The 18,657-nt window shown below is 74.0% G+C and carries 13 protein-coding genes and 2 riboswitches; of the genes, 7 read left to right on the top strand and 6 right to left on the bottom strand.

Annotated features, from left to right (window positions below; genetic code table 11):
- Nucleotides 1-1,020 carry a methylmalonyl Co-A mutase-associated GTPase MeaB gene (meaB, locus tag ACIRRU_RS22260; RefSeq protein ID WP_403683190.1) on the top strand — a complete coding sequence of 340 codons (1,020 nt, stop codon included), beginning with the start codon at nt 1-3 and terminating at the stop codon, nt 1,018-1,020.
- 105 nt (nt 1,021-1,125) lie between these two features.
- Here the strand turns inward: meaB and pgm are convergent, their stop codons facing one another.
- The 4 genes from pgm to aceA form a co-directional block, all read right to left on the bottom strand.
- A complete protein-coding gene (gene pgm / locus ACIRRU_RS22255) occupies nt 1,126-2,769 on the bottom strand; it encodes a phosphoglucomutase (alpha-D-glucose-1,6-bisphosphate-dependent) (RefSeq protein WP_403683188.1) in 1,644 nt (547 codons plus the stop codon).
- 250 nt (nt 2,770-3,019) lie between these two features.
- Nucleotides 3,020-3,889, bottom strand: a complete 870-nt coding sequence (locus ACIRRU_RS22250) for a 3-hydroxybutyryl-CoA dehydrogenase (RefSeq protein ID WP_403683186.1) — start codon at nt 3,887-3,889, stop codon at nt 3,020-3,022.
- Nucleotides 3,886-5,478 (bottom strand): malate synthase A, encoded by a 1,593-nt coding sequence (gene aceB, locus ACIRRU_RS22245; RefSeq protein WP_403683184.1) that lies wholly within the window; start codon nt 5,476-5,478, stop codon nt 3,886-3,888. Before aceB ends, ACIRRU_RS22250 begins: the two co-directional genes overlap by 4 nt.
- Before the next feature lie 80 nt (nt 5,479-5,558).
- The gene (gene aceA, locus ACIRRU_RS22240; RefSeq protein ID WP_403683182.1) at nt 5,559-6,839 is read right to left on the bottom strand and encodes an isocitrate lyase; all 1,281 of its coding nucleotides are present in this window, start codon (nt 6,837-6,839) and stop codon (nt 5,559-5,561) included.
- 372 nt (nt 6,840-7,211) lie between these two features.
- On the opposite strand from aceA, the gene ACIRRU_RS22235 reads away from it, so the two are divergent.
- Nucleotides 7,212-8,699, top strand: a complete 1,488-nt coding sequence (locus ACIRRU_RS22235; RefSeq protein ID WP_403683180.1) for a short-chain fatty acyl-CoA regulator family protein — start codon at nt 7,212-7,214, stop codon at nt 8,697-8,699.
- Here the strand turns inward: ACIRRU_RS22235 and ACIRRU_RS22230 are convergent.
- Nucleotides 8,690-10,117 (bottom strand): hypothetical protein, encoded by a 1,428-nt coding sequence (locus tag ACIRRU_RS22230; protein WP_403683178.1) that lies wholly within the window; start codon nt 10,115-10,117, stop codon nt 8,690-8,692. The genes ACIRRU_RS22235 and ACIRRU_RS22230 overlap by 10 nt on opposite strands.
- A gap of 126 nt (nt 10,118-10,243) precedes the next feature.
- A riboswitch (cobalamin riboswitch) is annotated at nt 10,244-10,320 on the bottom strand.
- Between the two features lie 105 nt (nt 10,321-10,425).
- Nucleotides 10,426-10,562: riboswitch (cobalamin riboswitch) on the top strand.
- Between the two features lie 123 nt (nt 10,563-10,685).
- Between ACIRRU_RS22230 and ACIRRU_RS22225 the strand changes: the two genes are divergently transcribed.
- The 5 genes from ACIRRU_RS22225 (at nt 10,686) to ACIRRU_RS22205 (ending at nt 18,039) form a co-directional block, all read left to right on the top strand.
- Entirely contained in the window at nt 10,686-13,454 is a 2,769-nt protein-coding gene (locus tag ACIRRU_RS22225; RefSeq protein WP_403683226.1) for a prenyltransferase/squalene oxidase repeat-containing protein, read from the top strand.
- Nucleotides 13,451-14,365 (top strand): hypothetical protein, encoded by a 915-nt coding sequence (locus ACIRRU_RS22220; protein ID WP_403683176.1) that lies wholly within the window; start codon nt 13,451-13,453, stop codon nt 14,363-14,365. Before ACIRRU_RS22225 ends, ACIRRU_RS22220 begins: the two co-directional genes overlap by 4 nt.
- A 7-nt stretch (nt 14,366-14,372) precedes the next feature.
- A complete protein-coding gene (locus tag ACIRRU_RS22215; RefSeq protein ID WP_403683175.1) occupies nt 14,373-15,539 on the top strand; it encodes an energy-coupling factor transporter transmembrane component T in 1,167 nt (388 codons plus the stop codon).
- Complete coding sequence (locus tag ACIRRU_RS22210) at nt 15,536-17,194, top strand: ABC transporter ATP-binding protein (RefSeq protein ID WP_403683173.1); 1,659 nt, start codon at nt 15,536-15,538, stop codon at nt 17,192-17,194. Before ACIRRU_RS22215 ends, ACIRRU_RS22210 begins: the two co-directional genes overlap by 4 nt.
- 65 nt (nt 17,195-17,259) lie before the next feature.
- Nucleotides 17,260-18,039: an ECF transporter S component gene (locus ACIRRU_RS22205; protein ID WP_403683224.1), complete on the top strand. Its 780-nt coding sequence runs from the start codon at nt 17,260-17,262 to the stop codon at nt 18,037-18,039.
- 42 nt (nt 18,040-18,081) lie between these two features.
- Here ACIRRU_RS22205 and ACIRRU_RS22200 read toward each other — a convergent pair whose 3' ends face one another.
- Nucleotides 18,082-18,516, bottom strand: coding sequence for a hypothetical protein (locus ACIRRU_RS22200; protein WP_403683171.1), 435 nt, complete (start codon nt 18,514-18,516; stop codon nt 18,082-18,084).
- Between the last annotated feature and the right edge of the window lie 141 nt (nt 18,517-18,657).

The following is an 18,657-nucleotide window of genomic DNA, read 5'->3' as shown; positions in this document are numbered from 1 at the left end:
ATGGCCGTGAAGATCGACATCGATGGCTACGCACGGGGAGTGCTCGACGGGAAGCGGGCGTTCGTGGCGCGCGCGATCACACTCGTCGAGTCGACCCGGGCCGGACACCGGGTCCTGGCACAGGAGTTGCTGAGCCGGTTGCTGCCGCACGCGGGGGCGGCCCGGCGGATCGGGATCAGCGGGGTGCCGGGGGTGGGCAAGTCCACCTTCATCGACGCGCTCGGGACCATGCTGACCGGGCTCGGGCACCGGGTGGCGGTGCTGGCGGTCGACCCGTCCTCCAGCCGTACGGGCGGCTCCATCCTGGGCGACAAGACCCGGATGGAACGGCTCTCCGTCGACCCGGCCGCCTTCGTGCGCCCCTCCCCCACGGCGGGCACGCTGGGCGGGGTGGCGAAGGCGACCCGGGAGTCCATCGTGGTGATGGAGGCGGCGGGGTACGACGTGGTGCTGGTGGAGACGGTGGGGGTCGGGCAGTCGGAGACGGCCGTGGCCAACATGGTCGACACGTTCCTGCTGCTCACCCTGGCCCGGACCGGGGACCAGCTGCAGGGCATCAAGAAGGGCGTCCTGGAACTGGCGGACGCCATCGCGGTGAACAAGGCGGACGGCCCGCACGAGCGCGACGCCCGCTCGGCCGCGCGGGAACTGGCGGGCGCGCTGCGGCTGATGCACCCGGCGGACGCGGCGTGGACTCCCCCGGTGCTCACGTGCAGCGCCCGGGAGTCCACGGGGCTCGACACGCTCTGGGAGCGTCTGGAGCAGCACCGCGAGATCCTGGAGTCGACCGGGCGGCTGGCGGCCAAGCGCCGCGACCAGCAGGTCGACTGGACGTGGTCGATGGTCCGGGACGAACTGCTGGGCAGTCTGCGGTCGCATCCGGCGGTACGGGAGCTGGCGCCGGAGCTGGAGAGGCGGGTCCGTGAGGGCACGCTGACGGCGACGCTGGCCGCCGAGGAGATCCTGGGCGTCTTCCGGGGCGGCGGGGCTGCTGGACCGGCCGCCCCGAGCGAGCCCTGACCGGACTGACGCGCCCCTCGTCAGGGGCCCGCCAGTCCGGTCAGAGCGTCGAGCTCAGTCCGTTCAGGGCGTCACGCGCGGCCGGGCGGGTGCGCGCGGGGCGGTTCAGGCGCCGCTCAGCGCCTCCGAGACCAGGGCGCGCGCCTCGTCCTGGACCTGGGCCAGGTGGCCGGATCCCTGGAAGCTCTCCGCGTACACCTTGTAGACGTCCTCGGTGCCGGAGGGGCGGGCGGCGAACCAGGCGCTGTCGGTGCACACCTTCAGGCCGCCGATCGCCGCCCCGTTGCCGGGGGCCTCGGTGAGGACGGCGGTGATGCGTTCACCGGCCAGTGTGTCGGCCTTGACCTGCTGCGGGGAGAGCCGGGCCAGGACCGCCTTCTCCTCGCGGGTGGCGGGTGCGTCCACGCGGGCGTAGGCCGGGTCGCCGAAGCGTTCGGTGAGCCGCGCGTACCGCTGCGAGGGGGTCAGGCCGGTGACGGCGGTGATCTCGGAGGCGAGCAGGGCCAGCAGGATGCCGTCCTTGTCGGTGGTCCACACCCGGCCGTCCCGGCGCAGGAAGGAGGCCCCGGCGGACTCCTCGCCGCCGAAGCCGAGGCTGCCGTCGTACAGCCCGTCCACGAACCACTTGAAACCGACCGGCACCTCCACCAGGGTGCGGCCCAGATCGTGGGCGACCCGGTCGATCATCGAGGAGGAGACCAGGGTCTTGCCGATGCCGGTGCCCGCGGCCCAGGCGTCGCGGTGGGTGTAGAGGTAGTCGATGGCGACGGCCAGGTAGTGGTTGGGGTTCATCAGCCCGGCGTCGGGGGTGACGATGCCGTGCCGGTCGGCGTCGGCGTCGTTGCCGGTGGCGATGGCGTACTGGTCGCGCCGTTCGATCAGCGAGGCCATGGCGTACGGGGAGGAGCAGTCCATGCGGATCCTGCCGTCCCAGTCCAGCGTCATGAACCGCCAGGTGGGGTCGGCCAGCGGGTTCACCACGGTCAGGTCGAGCCGGTGGCGCTCGGCGATCCGCCCCCAGTACGCGACGGACGCGCCGCCGAGCGGGTCGGCGCCGATCCGGATGCCCGCCTCCCGTACCGCGTCCAGGTCCAGGACGGAGGGCAGGTCCTCGACGTACGCGGTCAGGAAGTCGTGCCGGTGCGTGGTGTCGGCGGCCAGGGCGCGGGCGTAGGGGATGCGGCGGACCTCGCCGAGCCCCGCCTCGATCAGGGCGTTCGCCCGGTCCTGGATCCAGGAGGTCGCGTCGGATGCGGCCGGGCCGCCGTTGGGCGGGTTGTACTTGAAGCCGCCGTCGGCGGGCGGGTTGTGCGAGGGGGTGACGACGATGCCGTCGGCCAGGCGCTCGGTGCGCCCCTGGTTGTGCGTGAGGATGGCGTGCGACACGGCGGGGGTCGGGGTGTAGCCGTCCGCGCTGTCGATGAGGGCGGTGACGCCGTTGGCGGCGAGGACCTCCAGTGCGGTGACCCGGGCCGGTTCGGACAGGGCGTGGGTGTCGGCGCCGAGGTACAGGGGCCCGTCGGTGCCCTGGCGGGCGCGGTAGTCGCAGATGGCCTGGGTGGTGGCGGCGATGTGGTCGTCGTTGAAGGCGGCGGCGAGGGCGGATCCCCGGTGGCCCGAGGTGCCGAAGGCGACCCGCTGGGCGGGGTCGGCCGGATCGGGGTGCAGAGCGTAGTAGGCCGTCACCAGTCGTGCCACGTCGACCAGGTCCGCGGGCTGCGCCGGCTGCCCGGCCCGTTCGTGCGCCATCGGGTCTCCTCATACGTCTTCGTCGTCGGCCGGGCCCAGGGGACGGGCCCGGCGCACCGGGGTAACGATCACCCTGGTCCGTACCCGATTCTGCTCGCTCGACCGCTCCGCCGCCCGACCGGTTCCCGCCGTCCTCGCGCGGCCGGGCGGGGCCGGACGTGACGGCGGGGTGGTGAGCGGCACAGTCAACCGCTCCCACCCCGCCCGACGCCGGTCGCGGCCCCTCAGCCGCGTCCCGGACCCGGGCCCCTCAGCCCCGGTCGTAGAGGTGGAATCCGCGCCCGGTCTTCCGGCCGAGCAGCCCCGCCTCCACCATCCGCCGGAGCAGCGGCGGCGGGGCGTACAGCGGTTCCTTGAACTCCTCGTACAGCGACGCGGCGATGGAGGCCACCGTGTCCAGACCGATCAGGTCGGCCAGCTTGAGCGGCCCCATCGGGTGGGCGCAGCCCAGCTCCATTCCGGCGTCCACGTCGGCGGCGGTCGCGAAGCCGGACTCGGCCATCCGGATCGCGGAGAGGAGGTAGGGGACGAGGAGCGCGTTGACGACGAACCCGGCCCGGTCCTGGGAGCGGACCACGGTCTTGCCGAGGACCGAGGTCGCGAACTCCTCGGCCGTCGCGGCCGTCTGCGCGGAGGTGTGCAACGAGGTCACCACCTCCACCAGCGGGAGGACCGGCACCGGGTTGAAGAAGTGGAGCCCCAGGACGCGGTCGGCGCGCTGGGTGGCCATACCCAGCCGCATGACGGGGATGGCGGAGGTGTTGGTGGCCAGGATCGCCTCCGGGTCCTCGACGATCTTGTCGAGCGCCGCGAAGACCTCCGTCTTGGCGGTGGCGTCCTCGACGACGGCCTCGACGACGAGTTGGCGGTCGGCCAGGTCGTCCAGGCTGCCGGTGAAGACCAGCCGGCCGAGGGCGTCCTCCGCACTGATCCGGTCCAGCTTGCCCCGCTGGACGGCCCGCTCCAGGGAGACGGCGACCCGCTCGCGGGCCCGGTCGGTGGCGGCGCGGTCCCTCTCGCAGAAGAGGGTGTCAAGCCCCGCGCGGGCGCACACCTCGGCGATCCCGGCCCCCATCTGCCCGCCGCCGACCACGCCCACCCGGGCGACGGCGGGGCTCACGCCCGCACCGCCGGACGGCCGACGAGGTGGCGCGCGTACGCCTCGGTGGTGAAGAAGGCAGGCAGTTCCCTGCCGAGCGCGGTGCGTTCGAACAGGTCGCGGACCTGGTCGAGCTGGGCCCAGGGGTACGCGGCGCCGAGCGCGGCCAGTTCCTCGTCCACCAGGGCGAGCACCCTCTCGCGGTCGACGGCCCGGTGTGTGAGCCACTGCCAGATCTGGACGCGGGCGATCTCGGCGGTGGCCGCGTCCGCCATGATCCCGTCCAGGGCGACGGCTCCCCGGCCGCGGAGCCAGGCGTCGTAGTAGCGCAGGGCCGCGGTGATGTTGTCGCGGACGCCCTGCGGGGTCGGGCGGCCCGCCGTGCGGCGCACGGCCACCAGGTCCTCGGCGGTGACGTGGACGTCGTCGCGGGTGCGTTCGAGCTGGTGCGGACGCTCGCCCAGCACCCCGTCGAAGGCGGTCCGGCAGACCGGGACGAGCCCGGGGTGGGCGACCAAGGAGCCGTCGTAGCCGTCCTCGGCCTCGCGTTCCTTGTCGAGCCGGACCTTCGCCAGGGCGGCTTCCCGGGCGGCCTGTTCGCCGCCGGGGATCTGGGCTGCCATGCCGCCGATGGCGTGGGCGCCGCGCTTGTGGCAGGTGCGGACCAGGAGTTCGGTACAGGCGCGCAGGAAGGGGGCGGTCATGGTGACGGTGGCCCGGTCGGGCAGGACGAAGTCGGGGCGGTGCGCGAAGTTCTTGATCAGGCTGAAGAGGTAGTCCCAGTGGCCCGCGTTGAGTCCGGCGCTGTGTTCGCGCAGCTCGTAGAGGATCTCCTCCATCTCGAACGCGGCGGTGACCGTCTCGATGAGGACGGTGGCCCGGACCGTGCCCCGGGGGATGCCCAGGAGATCCTGGGCCAGCAGGAACACGTCGTTCCAGAGCCGGGCCTCGTACCGGTTCTCCAGCTTGGGCAGGGAGAAGTACGGTCCGCTGCCCGCGTCGATCTGGCGGTGGGCGCAGTGGAAGAAGTAGAGGCCGAAGTCGACGAGTGCGGCCGGCAGGGGCCGGTCGTCGATGACGAGGTGCTTCTCGGTGAGGTGCCAGCCGCGCGGCCGGACCATGATGGTGGCGGGCCGGTCGGTGAGCCGGTACTCCTCGCCGTTCGCGGCGGTGAAGTCGATACGGCGGTCGATGGCGTCGATGAGGTTCAGCTGGCCCTGGACGATGTTCTGCCAGGTGGGCGAGGTGGCGTCCTCGAAGTCCGCCATCCACACCTGGGCCCCGGAGTTGAGCGCGCTCACGGCCATGGAGCGCTCGGGCGGGCCGGTGATCTCCACCCGGCGGTCGGTGAGGCCGGGGGCGGGGCGGGCGACGCGCCAGTCGGGGTCGCTGCGGATCGGCTTGGTGGCGCGGGAGAAGTCCAGCGGGGCGCCGCCGCGCAGCAGCGCCCGGCGGCGGCGGCGTTCGGTCAGCAGGTCGAGGCGGCGGGCGGCGAAAGCCGTGTCGAGGCGGCCGACGAAGTCGAGGGCCTCGGGGGTGAGGACCTCCTCGTGCCGGTCCCCCGGGACGCCGAGGACCTGGACGCGGCCGGTCGTGGCAAGGGTGGTCATGCGGTTCTCCTCGGCGGGGTGCGATCGGGGGCGGCGGTCCCGGTCGCGGGGGCTCGGCACCCCGCGACCGGACGGGCTCTCTAGTGGAACTGCTCCTCCTCCGTGGAGCCGGTGAGGGCCGTGGTGGAGGAGGCGGGGTTGATGGCGGTGGAGACCTGGTCGAAGTAGCCGGTGCCGACCTCGCGCTGGTGCCTGACCGCGGTGAAGCCGTGCTCCTGGGCGGCGAACTCGCGCTCCTGGAGGTCGACGTAGGCGGTCATGCCCTGCTCGGCGTAGCCGCGCGCCAGGTCGAACATCGCGTGGTTGAGGGAGTGGAATCCGGCGAGGGTGATGAACTGGAAGCGGTAGCCCATGGCGCCCAGTTCGCGCTGGAACTTGGCGATCTGGTCGTCGTCCAGGGCGGCCCGCCAGTTGAAGGACGGCGAGCAGTTGTACGCCAGCATCTGGTCCGGGTGCTCGGCGTGGATCGCCTCGGCGAACTCGCGGGCCTGGGCGAGGTCCGGGGTGCCGGTCTCGACCCAGATGAGGTCGGCGTACGGGGCGTAGGCGAGGCCGCGCGAGATGACCGGGGCCATGCCGTTGCGGACGCGGTGGAAGCCCTCGGCGGTCCGCTCGCCCGTGATGAACCGGGCGTCGCGCTCGTCCACGTCGCTGGTGATGAGGCTGGCGGCGAGCGCGTCGGTGCGGGCCACGATCAGGGTGGGCACGTCGGCGATGTCGGCGGCGAGGCGGGCCGCGTTGAGGGTGCGCACATGCTGGGCGGTGGGGACGAGGACCTTGCCGCCGAGGTGGCCGCACTTCTTCTCCGAGGCCAGCTGGTCCTCGTAGTGGATGCCCGCCGCTCCGGCCTCGATCATCGCCTTGGTCAGCTCGAAGGCGTTGAGCGGTCCGCCGAAGCCGGCCTCGGCGTCGGCGACGATCGGGGCCAGGTAGTCGGTGGTGTCGCCCGCGCCTTCGGCGGTGGCGATCTGGTCGGCGCGCAGCAGGGCGTTGTTGATCCTGCGGACGACGCTCGGCACGGAGTTGGCCGGGTAGAGGCTCTGGTCGGGGTAGGTGTGCCCGGCGAGGTTGGCGTCGGCGGCGACCTGCCAGCCGGAGAGGTAGATGGCCTGGAGGCCCGCCTTGACCTGCTGGACGGCCTGGCCGCCGGTCAGCGCGCCGAGCGCGTGGATGTAGTCCCGCTCGTGGAGCTGGCGCCAGAGCCGCTCGGCGCCGCGGCGGGCGAGGGTGTGCTCCTCGCGGACGCTGCCGGAGAGCCGGACCACGTCCTCGGCGCTGTAGGTGCGCTCGACGCCCTTCCAGCGGGGGTCGTCCGCCCACCGCCGCGCCAGCTCTTCCGCCGTCGTCCTTGCCTGCGCCATGGGGTGTCTCCCGAAGTCGTGTGGGTCGATCGTGTGAACGGTGCGAAGTCGTGTCACTGGGTGACGCGACTCGACGGGTGCGGCCCACCGGACCTCCGAGGTGGAACGGTCAGCAATGCGCCCGGCGATCCGGCCGGAGATCCGGGGAGAACGACGTCAGGGCGTGAAATCGCGCCCGGAATCCCGACCCGGAGCCGGTGCCCGATGGGCCGCACAAGGAACTCTGACAGTGGCACTGAGTGCCATCAATGGGGTACGTGTGCCAAGTTCTGCGAATCTTCTCGGGCACTTTGCCAAGATTGCGAAGGGTCCGGGCGGCGCTTCGACGGCTAGGGTTGCCGCCAGGGTGGCGGCGGCGGGAGGAGCCCCGGGGTGAGCAAGACCTATGCGGGAGCGCGGCTGCGCAGGCTGCGGGAGGAGCGTCGGCTGAGCCAGGCGGAACTGGCCCGGATGCTGGCGATCTCACCGAGCTATCTGAACCAGATGGAGCACGACTCCCGTCCCCTGACCGTGCCGGTGCTGCTGCGGCTGACCGAGGCCTTCGGGGTGGACCCCGGCTTCTTCTCGGAGCGCGACACCTCCCGCGTCCTGGCGGATCTGCGGGAGGCCCTCGCCGACGAGGTGGGCGCCGCCCGGGTCTCGGCGGCGGAGCTGTCCGAGCTGGCCTCCCGGCTGCCGGGGGTGGCGAAGGTGCTGCTGGACCTGGGGCGCCGCAACCAGGCGCTGGCCGGGCGGCTGGCGGAGGCCGCCGAGTTGCGGGGCGGCGGCGGGGCGGAGCTGCCGCGCTCCCCGCACGAGGAGATCCGCGAGTTCTTCTACCGGCGGCAGAACTACCTCCACGAGGCGGACCTGGCGGCGGAGGAGCTGGCGGCGGAGATCGGGGTACGCCCCGGCGAGGTGGTCCGGGCGCTCTCCGCCCGCCTGTCCGAGCGGCACGGCATCCGGCTCGTCACCGCGCCGGACGGGACCGGCCGGCCCGCGTCCCGGGCGGCGGACACCGGGCGGCTGCACCACTACGACCCGGACACCCGGGTGCTCCACCTGTCGAACCGGCTCCGGCCGGGCCAGCAGGCGTTCCGGATGGCCACCCAGCTCGCCCTGCTCGAACACGGCCGGGAGATCTCACGACTGGCCTCGGAGGACTTCGACGAGGGGTCGGCGCCCTGGCCGCTGGCCCGGATCGGAGTGGCCAACTACGTCGCGGGCGCGCTGATCCTGCCGTACCGGGCGTTCCACACGGCGGCGGAGGAGGTGCGGTACGACATCGAGCGGCTCACCGACCTCTTCGGCCTCGGTTACGAGACGGTCTGCCACCGGCTGTCCACGCTCCAGCGGCCCCGGCTGCGCGGTGTGCCGTTCTCCTTCGTCCGGGTCGACCGGGCCGGGAACATGTCGAAGCGGCAGTCCGCGACCGGGTTCCACTTCTCCCGAGCGGGCGGCACCTGCCCGCTGTGGAACGTGTACGAGGCGTTCGCCGCGCCCGGCCGTATCCACGTGCAGATCGCGGCCATGCCCGACGGGCAGCGCCACTTGTGGACCGCGCGGGCTCTCACCCGGCACCGGGGCGGCTGGGGCGAGCCCGGCAAGACGTTCGCGATCGGGCTCGGCTGCGAGATCCGGCACGCCGGGCGGCTGGTCTACTCCGACGGGCTGGACCTGGACAACGCCTCGGCCGCGACGCCGATCGGGATGGGCTGCCGGATCTGCGAGCGGCTGGACTGCCCGCAGCGGGCGGTGCCACCGCTGGGGCAGCCGCTGGCCATCGACGAGAACAGCAGCACGTTCGTCCCGTACCCGGTGCGGGGGACGCCGCCCGCGCCTCCGGAGCGCGTCCCCCGCACCGGAGGGCGTCAGGAGTAGCGCAGGGCGATGGTGTCGCCGACGCCGATCACCTTGTTGCGGGCGGCCCCGGCGAACGCGGAGCCGTCCACGGACACCTTCCAGGTCGCCGAACCGGCGTTGGCCTTGCCGTTGACGGAGGTGACGGTTCCGGTGCCGGAGGCGGGGACCACCGAGGTGACGCAGCCCGCCGGGGTGGCCGCGCCCGTCGCGGCGGCCAGGACGTCGCCGAGGGTGGTGGTCGTCCCGGTCGGGGTGAGGGCGACCGAGCAGACCTTCGGGTTTCCGGCGCCGTCGTCCACGGTGAGGGCCAGCTTCGTCGCCGTACCGGCCGTGAAGCCGCTCGCCGCGACCCACCGGGGGGCGCCCGGGGTGACCGGGGCGGGCGGGGCCGCGGTGAAGCCGCCGCCCGCGACGGCGCGCAGACCGTCCAGTGAGGAGTAGGCGGACGGGGAGGTGTCGGAGGGCTGGTACTTGAAGCCGCCGCCCGGGTTGAACTGCTGGGCGATGAGGAAGTCGACCGGGGTCCTGCCCATCGGGGTGAGGAAGTCCCCGGTCTGCGGGTTGATGCCGCAGGCGTTGAGCCCGGAGACGGCCCAGCCGTTGGAGCTGGTGTTGATGCCGTACATGGCGTTGAACGCGCCGCTGTTGTTGACCAGCTTGCTCTTGAGGAACGCCTTGGCCTGGAGGATGTCGGCGTCGGTGCCGGGCACGCCGGACACGCAGAGCGCGGCCATCGAGGCGCCCGTCATGTCGACGTCGCTCGGCTTGTTCAGCTCGGTGGCGTTGCCCTCGGCCTTGGCGTAGGTCCAGCCGCCGTCGTTGTGCTGGTTGGCCCGGAGGCGGGTGACGACGCGGTCGAGAAGGGCCTGCGGGACGCGCTGGCCGCCCGCCTGGGTTCTCGCGCCCCCCAGGGCGAGGGCGGCGAAGACGGTGCCGTTGTAGTTGGCGGACGGGCCGAAGTAGCCGGCCTCCGCGTTCTGCCAGTAGCCGTAGATGTCGGCGATCAGGTTGCGCGAGGCGGAGACCCGGGCGGGGTCGATCCCGGCGGCGTACGCGTTGAGCGTGCCGCGCTGGTAGTCGGTGACGACGGGGGTGGCGGAGGGCCAGCCGGGGGTGGCCAGGAGGTTGCGGTAGACGGTGCGGGCGTTCTTCGTCGCGTCGCCGCCGGGCGTCACGTCGACGGCGGCCGTTCCGGCGGCGGCGAGGGCGCTGAAGGCCCACTCGTTGGAGAGCCCCGGCCCGGCGTACGAACCGTCGGCGGCCTGGAGGGACTTGACGTACGCCACACCGTTGGTCTTCGAGGTGGCGATCTGGGCGGGCGTGGACGTCGCCGCGGCGGGCAGCGCCGTGAGGACGAACGCCCCCAGCACGGCGGGCGCCACGAGGGCGATCCGGCGGGGCGTACGCGAGGTGCGGGACGTGGCAGAACGGGGCATGGGCCTGCTCCTGAGGATGAGGGGCGCGCGGCACCGCGGCGCCTCCCGGGCCGCACAGGGCAGGGCAGGGCGGGTGGCCGACGCCTGAACGCGTGGGTACGGCTTCTCCTGGTACAGCTGCCGGATGGGCATTCGGGCTCGGGAACGGCCCCCTGCCGCCCCACACCGCTGCGCGTCAGCCCCGGATTCGCACCGGGTTCCCCCACACGGCAGGCCAGGACGCTACCCGAGGCGGCAGGGGTGCGCCAGGGAGGGGCGCGGCGTGCGCCGCGGGGCCCGCCGGGGAGACGCGGAACACCTTGACGCTCTCTTCGAGAGCGTGTTCCAATCCGCCTGATAAGCACTCAGCCCCAGGGGAAGCCGGTCGAAATCCGGCGCTGACCCGCAACCGTGGGCCCGCCACCGCGCGGGCGAGCCGGACTGCCTGGGACCAGGATTTTCAGCGAGAAGCGCCGTCGCGGACTACGGCGTGGTTCGAACAGCTCCCCGTGGGCGGCCCGTTCGGGGCTCGCCCCCGCCGGGTGCCTTCTGCCACGCGGGGCCCGCCCGGACGACACGAGGGGCCGTGGTGGGGACCGCACAGCAACGGAACCGGCATGCCGGGAAGAGGAGACTTCTGTCGTCGGTCTCCGCCATCGCGTTGATCTTCGCCGCGAGCGTCGCCTTCGTGAGCGGGGCCGTCCCGGCGTCGGCCGACCCGGTCGGGGAGTGCACGGCCACCAGGGGAGCGGTCGTCGCGGTGGACTTCGGCCCGTTCGGCGGCGGGGTGGTGCGCGGCTGCGACACCACGCCGACCAGCGGCTACGAACTGCTCCACGAGGGCGGCTTCACCACCGAGGGCACCCAGCACGACGGCGACGGCTTCATCTGCCGGATCGGTGCGGGCTCCTTCAACTCCGGTACGCGGTACCCCACTCCGGCCACCGAGGACTGCGTGCTGACCCCGCAGGCCACCGCCTACTGGTCGTACTGGATCGCCGCTCCCGGCCAGGAGACCTGGTCCTACAGCCCGCTCGGCGCGATGGACCGCAAGCCCAAGGCGGGCGACGTGGACGCCTGGGTGTTCGGCGGCACCGATGTCGGCGGCACCACCGGACGCCCCGACTTCACCCCGGACGAGGTGCGGGCCGGCGGGGGCGGGACACCCGGCCCCACCGGGGGCCCGACGGACGGTCCGAGCGTTCCCGCCGGGGAGATCGACCTGCCCGCCGCCGCCCGCTGGGTGACCGGCCAGCTGCGGGACGACACCCATGTGGCGGACCCGGACACCGGGGCGCACGACGACGTGCTGACCACCGAGGCCGCGTACGCGCTCGCCGCGGCGGGCGGGAGGAGCCCGGCCCTGGACAAGGTGGCCGCCCACCTCACCACCCGGACCGGTCCCTACGCCTACCCGAACGGGACCGACGAGGCGCCCGACGCCCCCGCGGCGGCCCGGCTGGCGCTGCTCGCGGAGATCACCGGGGGCGACCCGCGGGCCTTCGGCGGGCGCGATCTGCTCGGCGACCTCAAGGAGAACGTCTGCCCGGCGGGCCCCGAGTCCGGGGCCCCCACACCCGGCTGCACGGCCAAGGGCGACTTCCGCGGCGCGCAGTACGCGGACGGGCAGGCGCTGTCCGTGCTGGCCCTGCTGCGCGGCGGCGTGGAACCGCCCGCGGCGAGCACGGCCCGGCTGACCCAACTGGTGTGCCAGGACGGCTCGGTGACCAGCATCCTGATCACCCCCGGCGAGAACTGCGACGGCGACCCGGCCACCACCGGACTGGTCGCGCTGGTGCTCGACGAGGCGGGCGGCCAGGACACGGCCGTCGCCAGGACCCGCGCGTACCTGCGGAAGGCCCAGCTGGAGACCGGCGCGTTCCCGGGGTACAACGGCGCGACCACCGGCTCGATCACGGCGACCGCGTACGCGGCGCAGGCGCTGCGCGCGCTCGGTGACGGCGGCGCGGCCGACGCGGCGGTCTCCTGGCTGTCGCGGCAGCAACTGGACGACGGTGGCTTCGGGTTCGAGGAGAGCGCCACCGACGGTGCGCTCTACCCGACCGCGCCCGCCGTGCTCGCGGGGGCGGACACCAGCCTGGTCACGCTGACCGCGAAGCCCGTGGAGCCGACCCTTCCGCCGACCACTCCCCCGACGACCGGGCCCACCACCGCCCCGCCGACGACCCGCCCGCCGGGCGCGGGACCCGACCTGAAGAAGGGCGTCGCCTACCTCACCGCACCGGCCAACCTCCAGCAGGGGCGCTACTACGCGGCGGGCGGCGGCACGGGCCGCGCCGACTTCGGACTCACCGTCGACGGGGCGTTCGCCCTGGCGGCGACCGGGCACGACGACAACGCGCTGCGCACGGTCGTGGACTTCCTCGACGACGGCGGCAAGGACGGCGAGGGCCGGACCCTGGGCGACTGGACCGGAGTCGGGGGCGCGCACGCGCTGGGCGGCTCGATCGGCAAGGCGGCCGTCCTCGCCCAGGTCGTCGAGCGGGACCCGCGCGCCTTCGGCGGCCAGGACCTGATCGCCGCGCTGGCGGACGCCGTCTGCACGAAGCCGTCCACCGCCCCGGACCGCAGCTGCGCCGCCAGGGGCGCGTACACCTACGCTCCGTCGGTGTTCGCCCAGTCCCTCGGCGTCATGGCCCAGGTGCGGGCGGGCGAGGAGAGCGCCGCGAAGGCCCCGGTCGCGTATCTGGCGAGCCTTCAGCACGCCTCCTCGGGAGCCTGGCCGAGCCTGGTGCCGCCCACCGGTGACGCGGACGTGGACTCCACCGCGATGGCCGCGATGACCCTGGACCTCGTTCCGGGCGAGGCGCACGAGGCGGCCGTGGACAAGGCGCTGGCCTGGATCGCCTCCCGGCAGCTGAAGGACGGCGGATTCCCGGGCGCGGCGGGCAACTCGGTCAACACGGCGGCGCTCGCCGTGCAGGGGCTGTCGCTGGACGGGGAGAAGTACGAGAAGCAGATCACGAAGGCCCTGAGGTTCCTCGCCTCGCAGCAGAACCCGGACGGCGGCTTCAACGTGGCCAAGGAGGGGCAGCGCGGTTCGGACCTGCGGGCTTCGACGCAGGCGGTCGGCGGGGCCACCGGGATCTCCTTCGGCACGCTGACCCGCGACCTGACGGGCACGACGCCGAACCCGGTGCCGCCCTCCACCGCGCCGCCGCGGATCGTCACACCGGGTGACAGCAGCGCCGTGGGGCCGGGCGGCGGGGGCGGGCTGGCGTCGACGGGTGTGCGGGCACTGGGTCTCGCGGCGGCTGCCGCGGGACTGGTCCTGGTGGGCTGGCGGACGGTCGTGGCCGCCCGCGCCCGTCGTACGGTGCCGGGCGGTGCGCGGTGAGGGCCGGACTCCGGCGGGCCGTCGCGCACGCCGCCGCCGTCCTCGGACTGACGGGGGCGGCCCTGCTCGCGCCCGTCGCCCCGGCGGCCGCCGCCCCGCAGCCGATGGGGCGGTGCACCACCTCCTCGGGTGTCGTGCTGGCCGTCGACTTCAGCCGGTGGGGCGGTCCCGTCTACCGCTCCTGCGGGACGACGCCGACGACCGGCTACGAACTGCTCAACCAGGGCGGCTGGCGTACCACCGGCACCGGGCACGACGGCCCGGCGTTCATCTGCCGGATCGGTTACAGCGGCCACCAGGGCGGCAAGCAGTACCCGACGCCGCAGCAGGACGACTGCGTCCTCACTCCACCCGCCACGGCCTACTGGTCGTACTGGCACGCCGGCCCTGGGGAGAACACCTGGGAGTACAGCCAGCTCGGGGCGATGAGCTACAAGCCGCGGCCGGGCAGCGTGGATCTGTGGATCTTCGGCGGCACGGACATCGGGGGGACGAAGGGCCGCCCGGCCCTCACCCCCGACCAGCTGCGCGCCCGCAACACCCGTCCCGTCGGCGGTGATCCGGCCCCCCGGCCGAAGCCGGAACCGGACCCCGTACGGACCACGCGGCCTCCGGCCGAGGACGGCCGGGCGGCACCGACGCCCCCGCCGAAGCGGTCGGCGTCGGCGTCGCCCTCCGCGAGCGCCTCGCCGTCCGCCTCCGCCTCCTCGTCCGGTCCCTCCGCCCCCGCGACGACGGACGCCGCGGCGGCCGCGCCCGGGGCGTCGGCGAAGGTGGTTGACGCGGCCCCGGCCGCGGACGCGGAGCACGACTCCGGGTCGGTCGTGCCGGTGGCGGCGACGGCCGGTCTCGTGGTGCTGATCGGCGGCGCGGCCGTGTTCGCCGCGAAGCGCCGCCGCCGTGAGCGGTAGCCCCTCCGTGACTCATGCGGCCCAGGAGCGCGCCGCCGCGAGCCGGGACACCGGCGGCCGGCGGCTGCCGCGCACCCTGCACCCGGTCGCCTGGTGGATCTGGGCGCTGGCCCTGGCCACGGCGGTCAGCCGGACCAACAACCCGCTGCTGCTGTTCCTGGTCCTCGCGGTGCTCGGCTACGTCATCACCGTGCGGCGCACCGACGCCCCCTGGGCGCGCGGCTTCCAGTACTACCTGTATCTGGCGCTCACGGTGGTGGCGATCCGGGTGGTCTTCCGGGCGGTCTTCGCCACCGGGATCCGGCCGACCGACCACTATCTCTTCTCCTTGCCGCGCATCCCGACCCCGGACTGGTACGCGGGTATCCAGCTCGGCGGACCGGTCTCGCTGGAGGCGCTGCTGTCGGCCGCCACGGACGGGCTGCGGCTCGCGTGCATGCTGTGCTGCGTCGGTGCGGCGAACACCCTCGCCAATCCGAAGCGGGCGCTGCGGGTGCTGCCCGGCGCACTGTACGAACTGGGCGTCGCCGTCACCGTGTCGATCAGCGTCGCCCCGCAACTGGTGCAGAGCGTCCAGCGGGTGGCCCGCGCCCGGCGGCTGCGCGCCGGGCGCAACAAAGGCCTCAAGGCGTTGCGCGGGATCGTCGTGCCCGTCCTGGAGGACGCGCTGGAGCGGTCGTTGCGGCTGGCGGCGGCGATGGACTCGCGCGGCTACGGGAGAGCGGGGACGGCCACCGCGGGCTCTCGCCGCCTCACCGGGGGGCTGATGCTGCTGGGCATGTGCGGGCTGTGCGCCGGAGCCTACGGCCTGCTGGATCCGGCCGCGCCGAAACTCCTGGGACTGCCCGCGCTCGCCGCGGGATCGGTGCTCTGTCTGGCCGGGCTGCGGATCGGCGGGCGGCGGGTGACGCGGACGGCGTACCGGCCCGACCCCTGGCGGTTCGCGGAGTGGGCGGTGGCGTCCTGCGGGGTGCTCTCGGCCGTCCTGCTGTTCGTGAACGTCGGCTACGACCCGGCCGAGCTGAACCCGTCCATCTACCCCTTGAGCTGGCCGGACCTGCCGCTGGTCCCGGCCGCCGCCATCCTGCTCGCGGGCGCCGCCGGATTCCTGGCCCCGCCGCCGGACCCGCCGACCCCGCATCCCACCGCACCGCGCACCGAGGAAGCCGCATGATCACCTTCGACCAGGTGTCCGTCGCCTACGACGACGCCGACGAGCCGGTCCTGCGGGACGTGAACCTGGCGGTCGAGGAGGGCGAACTCTGCCTCGTGGTCGGTCATACGGGCTCCGGCAAGTCGACGTTGCTGGGCGCGGTCAACGGGCTGGTCCCGCACTTCACCGGCGGCACGCTGTACGGCACGGTCACGGTCGACGGCCGGAGCACCGCCGACCACCCGCCGCGCGAACTCGCCGATGTCGTCGGGGTGGTGGGCCAGGATCCGCTGGACGGTTTCGTCACGGACACGGTGGAGGAGGAACTCGCCTACGCGATGGAGCAGTTGGCGATCTTGCCGACGGTGATGCGCAAACGGGTCGAGGAGACCCTCGATCTGCTGGGGCTCGCGGACCTGCGCCACCGGGCGCTGCACGAGCTGTCCGGCGGCCAGCAGCAGCGGGTGGCGATCGGTTCCGTGCTCACCGCCCACCCCCGCGTCCTGGTCCTGGACGAGCCGACGTCCGCGCTCGACCCGACGGCGGCGGAGGAGGTCCTGGCGGCGGTGACCCGGCTGGTCCACGACCTCGGGGTCACCGTGCTGCTGGCCGAGCACCGGCTGGAGCGGGTGGTGCAGTACGCGGACCGGGTCATCCATCTGCCCGGCGACGGCCGGGTGGTGGCGGGCCCGCCCGCGGAGGTCTTCGCCGCGTCGTCGATCGCGCCGCCCATCGTCGAACTGGGCCGTGCGGCGGGCTGGTCCCCGCTGCCGCTGTCGGTGCGCGACGCCCGCCGCGCGGCCCGGCCGCTGCGCACGGCCCTGGCGGACACCCCGCCACCGCCGGTGCGCCGGGCGGTGGAGACGGCGGGCAGCGGCCTGCTGACGGCCCGGGGCATCACGGTCGCCTACCGGGGGGTGGCGGCGGTCCGCGAGGTGGATCTCGGTCTGCGGGCCGGTGAGGTCACGGCGCTGATGGGCCGCAACGGCTCGGGCAAGTCGTCGCTGCTGTGGGCGCTCCAGGGCTCGGGCCCGCGCCGGGCTGGGACGGTACGGGTGGGGCCGGTCGGTCCGGAGGGTACGGGCAAGGGCCGCGACCCCCGGAGTCTGTCCGCGGCCGAGGCCAGGAGACTGGTCGGGCTCGTTCCCCAGACCCCGACCGACCTGCTCTACCTGGAGAGCGTGAAACAGGAGCTGGACCAGGCGGACGCCGAGTCCCGGACGCAGGGCGGCGGGCCCGGCGCCCGGACGATCCTGGACCGGCTGGCCCCCGGGATCGAGGGGACGCGGCACCCCCGCGACCTGTCCGAGGGGCAGAAGCTGGCCCTGGTCCTGGCCATCCAGCTGGCGGCGGCGCCCCGGGTCCTGCTGCTGGACGAGCCGACGCGGGGCCTGGACTACCGGGCCAAGACCCAGCTCATCGCGATGGTCGACCAACTGGCCGCCGAGGGGCGGTCGGTGGTGGTCTCCACCCATGACGTCGAGTTCGCGGCGCGGGCGGCGGACCGGGTGGTGGTGATGGCGGAGGGCGACGTCGTCGCGGACGGCCCGACGAGCGAGGTGATCGTCGCCTCCCCGGTCTTCGCCCCGCAGGTCGCGAAGATCCTCTCCCCGCTCCCGTATCTGACGGTGGACCAGGTGGCGGCGGTGCTGCCGGGCGGGGAGGCTCAGGCGTGAAGGACCTCACCGAGCGCTCCGCCGGGGCCATCCGTATCGCTCCGCGCGCCGGGGTCGTCATCGCCATGGCCGCCTTCCTCGGCCTGGTCGCCTTCTTCTGGCCCTTCGTCGTCGCCCCGGGGCGGCTCGGTACGCGTTACGCGCCGCCGCTGATCTTCGGGGTGCTGCTGGTCCTCGTCCTGTGCGTGGTGATCTCCGAGATCTCCGAGGGCGGCATCGACTCCAAGGCGCTGGCGATGCTCGGGGTGCTGTCCGCGGTGAACGCGGCGCTGCGTCCGCTGGGCGCGGGCACTGCGGGCATCGAGACGGTGTTCTTCGTCCTTGTCCTGGCGGGCCGCGTCTACGGCCCCGGCTTCGGCTTCACGCTGGGCTGCACGTCCCTGTTCGCGTCCGCTCTCATCACGGGCGGGGTCGGCCCGTGGATGCCGTACCAGATGTTCGGCTGCGCGTTCGTCGGCATGCTGGCGGGACTGCTGCCCCGGGCCACGGGGCGGCGCGAGGTGCTGATGCTGGCGGTCTACGGATCGCTCTCGGGCTACCTCTTCGGTTTCCTGCTGAACCTGTCCTTCTGGCCCTTCTCGGTCGACCCGAACAGCTCGATCGCCTACCTGCCGGGGCTCCCCTTCACCGAGCAGTGGCAGCGCTACCTCGCGTTCGACGTGGCGACGTCGCTGGGCTGGGACACCGGGCGGGCCGTCACGAACTTCGTCTGCGTCGTCCTGGCGGGCCCCGCCGTCCTCACCACGTTCCGCCGCGCGGCCCGCAGGGCCCGGTTCCGGGCGCCGGTGCGGTTCGTCGCGGGGAAGGGGACGGCGGGGCAGGGGGACGGCCACGACCGGGGGTGACTCCCCCGCGTGCGACCGCTGCCCCCGGGCGTCCGCCGCTGTTCAGGAGCCGTGGGGCCCGCGCGGGCGGAGATCGGGGCGGGAGATGTTCTGCGCCTGGAGCACCGGGGCGTGGAACGTGCCTCCGCTGACGGTGTTGGTGACCGACACCGAGGGGGCCGGGGGCCGGACAGGCTCCAGTTCGTCGAGCAGGGCCCTCAGCTCCCCCGCGGCCTCCGGGTCGGCGTGCAGGGCCCGGCGGAGCCGGGTGCGCCACTCCGCCTCGATGTCGGCGGCCGTCACCTCGTCGGCGTCGGCGCGGGCCGCCGCCAGCTCGGCGCGCGACACCTCCAGCTGCGCGTCGACCGCCTCGGGGTCCTCGCCCCGGGACAGGAACCGGGCCACCCGTCCGCGTACCTGCGTCCAGGCCTCCGTCGCCATCAGCCCGACCACGGTCGTCGCACCCGAGGCCGCCAGTGTCATCAACTCGGCTTCCACCAAAACCCCCTCCGTTTCACCCGTCGCGCCGGGCGAGCCCGCTCACCCGCCCCTGTCGCCACCGTAGAGACCGGACCGATCCCCCGGTAGCACCATCGTGGCCGCGGTGGCGTCCGATTCCGGCCGCGGCCGGGCCCCGGC

Origin of the sequence: Streptomyces sp. NPDC101181 (assembly GCF_044767975.1) — a bacterium.
Lineage (GTDB): Bacteria > Actinomycetota > Actinomycetes > Streptomycetales > Streptomycetaceae > Streptomyces.
The sequence above is the reverse complement of the archived record's forward strand: the minus strand, read 5'-3'. Positions and strand labels throughout refer to the sequence as shown.